General features: G+C 68.0%; 5 protein-coding genes and 2 pseudogenes. 2 read left to right on the top strand and 5 right to left on the bottom strand.

Features of this window, described 5'->3' with window-relative positions; genetic code table 11:
- Positions 1–94 precede the first annotated feature (94 nt).
- Positions 95–244: pseudogene (locus tag ACIRC0_RS39600) on the bottom strand (lamin tail domain-containing protein); the annotation flags it as partial.
- Between the two features lie 213 nt (positions 245–457).
- Here ACIRC0_RS39600 and ACIRC0_RS39595 point away from each other — a divergent pair.
- Complete coding sequence (locus tag ACIRC0_RS39595; protein WP_403626977.1) at positions 458–1,159, top strand: SMI1/KNR4 family protein; 702 nt, start codon at positions 458–460, stop codon at positions 1,157–1,159.
- 113 nt (positions 1,160–1,272) lie between these two features.
- On the opposite strand, the gene ACIRC0_RS39590 is transcribed toward ACIRC0_RS39595, so the two are convergent.
- The 4 genes from ACIRC0_RS39590 to ACIRC0_RS39575 form a co-directional block, all read right to left on the bottom strand.
- Entirely contained in the window at positions 1,273–1,521 is a 249-nt protein-coding gene (locus ACIRC0_RS39590) for a DUF3800 domain-containing protein (RefSeq protein ID WP_403626974.1), read from the bottom strand.
- The gene (locus tag ACIRC0_RS39585; protein WP_403626971.1) at positions 1,514–2,380 is read right to left on the bottom strand and encodes a hypothetical protein; all 867 of its coding nucleotides are present in this window, start codon (positions 2,378–2,380) and stop codon (positions 1,514–1,516) included. Before ACIRC0_RS39585 ends, ACIRC0_RS39590 begins: the two co-directional genes overlap by 8 nt.
- A gap of 101 nt (positions 2,381–2,481) precedes the next feature.
- Positions 2,482–3,495, bottom strand: coding sequence for a hypothetical protein (locus ACIRC0_RS39580; protein WP_403626969.1), 1,014 nt, complete (start codon positions 3,493–3,495; stop codon positions 2,482–2,484).
- Entirely contained in the window at positions 3,495–3,716 is a 222-nt protein-coding gene (locus ACIRC0_RS39575) for a hypothetical protein (protein ID WP_403626967.1), read from the bottom strand. The genes ACIRC0_RS39580 and ACIRC0_RS39575 overlap by 1 nt, the downstream gene beginning before the upstream one ends.
- A gap of 707 nt (positions 3,717–4,423) precedes the next feature.
- Between ACIRC0_RS39575 and ACIRC0_RS39570 the strand changes: the two are divergent.
- Positions 4,424–4,842, top strand: a pseudogene (locus tag ACIRC0_RS39570) (IS5 family transposase); the annotation flags it as partial.

Genomic DNA, 4,842 nt, shown 5'->3' with positions numbered 1-4,842 from the left:
CGACGTGCACACAGTCTCCAAACCAAGCGCCGGGAAGCAGCGAACGAAGAAGTCAACGAACCCACGACCCCGCCGCACAGGTTAAAGATCAAGCTGAGTTGTTGTTCCAAATGTAGGCGCGGCGGTCCTGGTAGACGTCGTGGCGGGAGTCGCGGCCGATGCCGGTGTGGACGCGGACGGTGAAACGGCCGTCCATGCGGTGGTGGTGGAAGGTGTAGGTGTGGCCGGCTCGGTCCGACAGTGTCGTCCAGGTTACGGGCCAGCTCCAGCTTCCCGGACAGCTCAGCAAGCTCGGCTTCCAGCTCTTCCACCCGAGCCCGAGCCGCTGCCTCGCGGGCTTCCAACTCCTCGAACAGCGAGCCGATCTGCCACCCCTTCTCCACCACCACGGTAGAGACGAGCGGCCGCGAACACAGCCCAGGCGGAGGTCGGATGTCGGCGGCAGGGACTAATGTCCGTGCCCGCCGTCGATAGGAGAGCCGTGAACACGCACGTGCACTGGTCGGGAGTTCGGGAACGTGTCATCTCAGTGGAGGAGGCCGAGCATCGAGCCCGTGGCCGTGGGCCGTCTCGATACCCGACGTTCGAACCCGTCCTTACTCCCGCCGAGATCGCCGAGGTCGAAGCGCAGTTCGGTGTCGCGCTCCCCGACGACTACCGCACGTTTCTGGCGGAGGTAGGAGCAGGTGGCCCCGGACCGGCATTCGAACTCACGTCGTTGCGCAGAGTCGACGGGAAATGGGGATGGGTCTGGGAGAACGACGAGGACCATCCCTGGCTGCTGGACCCCAGTGGGCCGTTCGTCGAGACGGAAGACTGGGCCGACCAGCAGATGGCGACCCTTCGCGCCGCCGGGTACGAACCCACCACACGTGACGAAGACGACGACTATCTGGACGACTACCGCAAGGTCTTCGGAGACGCCGGCGACGATGTCTGGTTCCTGGAACGCGGGCGGGGCGCGATCCCCATCAGCGACAACGGATGCGGGATGACCGGCTGGCTCATCGTTGTCGGCCCGCACCGCGGGGAACTCCGCGACCGGGACTGCGCGGTCAACCCGCCCTTCGAGCCGTACGTCGATGCAAACGGAAACCGTCACACCTTCCGCAGCTGGTACCTCGAGTGGCTTGAGCAACGCGAGAGGGCAACTCGATGATCAAGGGCTGGTGACCCTGGCCCTCCCCAACCCTTCCCTTCTAAGGAACCGCACCCGATCTCGTAAGGCCGTACGCGTTGGGAAGCAGCGTCGGCCACCAGTGTCCAGGTGAATCACTTGCCCGGATGCCGCAGAACCGTCTGGTACGCGGTGTAGGCGACCAGAACGGAGGCCTGTACCGGCGGGCTGGTGTGGGAGCCGATGAACCAGGGGCCTTCAACGATGTGGCGGGTGGCCAGCTTCAGCCTGCGGTTCTCACGCTGGTAAGCCGCGTCCGTGCCGTCCCCGTCCATCACAATGATGCCGTGGTCGCCGACCGCAGCAAGGCTGTAGTCCAGCTGATGCAGCAAGGCCTCATACACCGCGGCACGCTCGGCGTAGTAGGCCCGGCCGGTCTTGCTGGTGCGCCGCCACACCGGGCCGGGTGCCCGGCCGGCACCGACGTCGCTCCGTGCGCGTCCGACCGTTCTTGAGCACCCCGTAATAGTCGCGGTAGGGGAGTTCCAGCTTGAAAACCAGGCCGTACCGTTTCCGGATGGCGGCGACCGTGGCGGTGTTCGGGTCACGGACCACGCGGGACACCGGTGGATCGTCGACGAGGCCGGCGTAGGGCTCCTGGGCCAGCCGGCGCGGGGCGCCGTCGTGTGTCGTGTCCCAGGTCAGCGTCTGTCCGTTGGCGGCCAGCCTGGTCGGCTCTGCGGCTTGCGAACCTTGGGGGTTGGGGCCGTGCCCCCGGTAGTAGGCGACGAGCCTCTTTCCGTGGTCGTCGTGCGCGAACGGGATGGAACTTCCGGATCCGGCTGGCCCGGAACGGGCGTGGTCGCCCGCGGTCAGGATCCCGTCGAGGGTATCGCCCATGTGCCTGGGGTCGGCGCCGTAGTAGGCGGTGATGTTCATTGAGCAGACGACCTTGTAGTCGTCGGTCTTCTGCTGGAAGAACCAGCCCGGTCCCGATCCCGGCACACACACGTCGTGCATCACGACCAAGCCGAGCGACAGGGGCGTGCGGTCGGCGTACGCCCGCGCCACGCCCCGAAGCCGTTGCTCCGCCCGCTCCCGGGCCTGCACCGCCTGGCCGCTCTCGCCGAGCTTGCGCAGTTGCTTGTCGCTGACGGCACGGTCTGGGGTCGTGGAACAGGCCGAGACGGCGAACAGGACAACCACCGCCAATGGTCCCCACACGCGCTTCGAGCCGGCGGCACGCCGCGCGAAAGCCCTCATGCTTGTCCGCCTCTCATCGGCAGCTGCCTCTCCGCTGTCGTACGCCCGGCCCGACCGTCACTGTCCACCAGGGCGGCCGGGTCGGGCATGAGTACCCGTACTCAGACGGCTACAGGCTCATGCCTGCCATCGTGCGCTCGAGAGCGTTCGCGTACAGGCGCGCGCCCCCGATCTTCGGGTGGAACAACTGGACCGACAGGCCGTACTTGTTGATGAGCGGCCAGTCTTTGATCGGATCGTCGGACTTCACCAGCGCTGCCGCCAGCAGTGGGGAGAGCGGGGCTGGGGTTCTTCCCGCTCGGTGCCGTCGTGTCCGCGACCGACTGGGTGACCTTCTCACCGGTGACGGTGGCCGTGCTGGTGACGGTCACGGGCTGGTCCCCGGCCGCGGTCTCGGGGGTCGGCCTGGTGTCCTGCGGGGCGGGCTCGTTCCTGGTGAACCCCTTGCCCGCGCCTTTGATGTGAGCCAGACCCGCGCGGACGCCCGGCGTGAGGACCGGTTCGACCGCGAGGCGTCCCTGCGTGGAGATGTCCGTGTCGGCGGGGGCGTTGATGCGGGTGACGCCGGTGCCCTGGATGTTCGGGGCTCCCTGGGGGTGGCCGGTGAGGAAGACCCGGCCCGCCTCGCCCGGCATCAGGTCCAGGTCGCCCAGCTTCCCAAAGGCGACGAGGGCCGGTCCGCCGTGCGCGGACCACACCTTCGCCTGCGCGGTCCTCGTGTCCTTGCGGTCGACGAAGGCGATCGTCCCGTCTTGTGCGGGACGGATGTCGAAGGGGACGCTGTCCCCGGTGGCGAGGCCCTTCACCTTGCCCGCACGGTCGATGTGCACCAGGTTGTGGCCGCGCGCGGCCACCGCCCCCTCCTCGACCGGTACCGCGCTGGTGATCTCACCGTTCAGCGCCGCCTTGCCCAGGGACTTTCCGGCCGTGTCGATGGTCATCACACGGGTTTTCGTCAGGGCCGGGTCGTTGACGTCCCGGAAGGCGGTGAACGCGGCCGTATGGGTCCGGGTGTTGCAGGACGGGTCGAAGTAGGCCAGGGGCACCGTGAAGGGCAGCTTCGTCACATGCCCGTCGGTGGTGTCGACGATGGCGGCGAACGCGCCGCCCTGCATCAGGTCCGGCTTGTTCGTGAAGGTACGCGGTGCGCGTACACGGCCGCGACGTGGTCGCGGTCCATCACGCACTGGTTCCCGATCCAGGTGTCGGCCGGCAGACCCGGCTCGGACAGTTCGGCGGCCGTCTTCCACACGCACGCTTGGCTGCTGTCGGCGGTGAGGATCTTGAACCCGCTGGTGTCGGCCGCCCCGGTCACCGCTCGGTCTGTGGAATTCATCCAGCCGGGGCCGAGCGTCTTGCCCGGATCTGTCACGCGGCCGGGAGGGACTGGCGTGGCGTGTGCGTTATTGCTGTGGTCGGGGTTGGGTGTCGGCGCGGCAGCGGCGGGCACTGCCTGCAGCAGTCCGCCGGTTAAGGCCGCGCAGGCGGCCAAGGCAGCTATGGGCAGGTGTGCTCTTTTTCTGCGTCTCAAGAGACAGCTTCCCCGTTTCTAGTTGAGAGGTTCCCCTGCCTGGTCGAGGCAGGGCTCGACGGCCCCACCCCCGGAGAGAGGCCAGAGGGTGGGCGCGAGTACGAAGAGAGTTGGCCGGCGGTGGAAGCGGCAACGGCGCGGACGGCGGACCCGGGCTTCCCCAGCCGGGTCCGCTTGCCCTGGAGCGTGGCGGCAATGGCCAAGTACGCGTCCGCGCCAGAGCTGGTGAACCAGCCGACCACGTACTCGGGGGAGTTGCTGATTTGGTGGACGACTCCCCCGAGAGCCATCGTTGGTGCCATCCCCATGGGCGCAGGGCGCGCATCAGCGTGTGCGTCCCGTATGAGGGCCAGGCAGGAGACGGCAGGCCTGCCCCCGGACCGACTCACCAACAGCTCGTGCGAAGGGCGTCCTGAGTGGTGGTCGGGAGGAGAGTCGAGGTGGGGTTCCCTAGGCCCTGTCCGGCGGATCACTGATTGAGCGGTGTCGTCCTGGTGGCCGTGTTCACGGTCATGGGACGAGGTGATCTGACGAACGCGGAGTGGGCGCGTCTGAAGCCCCATCTGCCCTCGACGGGGCAGCGGGGCGGGCGTTGGACGAGCCACCGCAAAGTCATCAACGGGATCCTCTTCCGCCAGCGGACGGGTATCCCGTGGCGGGATCTACCAACCCGGTTCGGTAGCTGGAAGACGGTCTACGAGCGGCACAGACGCTGGTCGGCGGACGGCACCTGGGACCGAATCCTGCGGGCCGTGCAGGCCGACGCGGACGCAGAAGACCGGATCGACTGGAGCATGGTGAGCGTGGACTCCACCTCCTGCCGTGCTCACCAGCACGCCGCCGGGGCTCGCAGGAAAGCACCCCGCGTTCCGAAAAAAGGACGACGCCCCGGCAGCACCGCCCCGACGAGGGACTCGGACGGTCCCGGGGC

It is taken from the genome of Streptomyces sp. NPDC093984 (assembly GCF_044764595.1).
In the GTDB taxonomy this organism is placed as follows: Bacteria; Actinomycetota; Actinomycetes; order Streptomycetales; family Streptomycetaceae; genus Streptomyces; species Streptomyces cynarae.
This window is presented reverse-complemented; position numbering and strand designations above follow the sequence as displayed.

Coding starts and splice junctions, on each gene's coding strand:
- ACIRC0_RS39585 (WP_403626971.1), bottom strand. CDS start 2,380: ATGAGGGCTTTCGCGCGGCGTGCCGCCGGCTCGAAGCGCGTGTGGGGA.
- ACIRC0_RS39580 (WP_403626969.1), bottom strand. CDS start 3,495: ATGCAGGGCGGCGCGTTCGCCGCCATCGTCGACACCACCGACGGGCAT.
- ACIRC0_RS39575 (WP_403626967.1), bottom strand. CDS start 3,716: ATGAATTCCACAGACCGAGCGGTGACCGGGGCGGCCGACACCAGCGGG.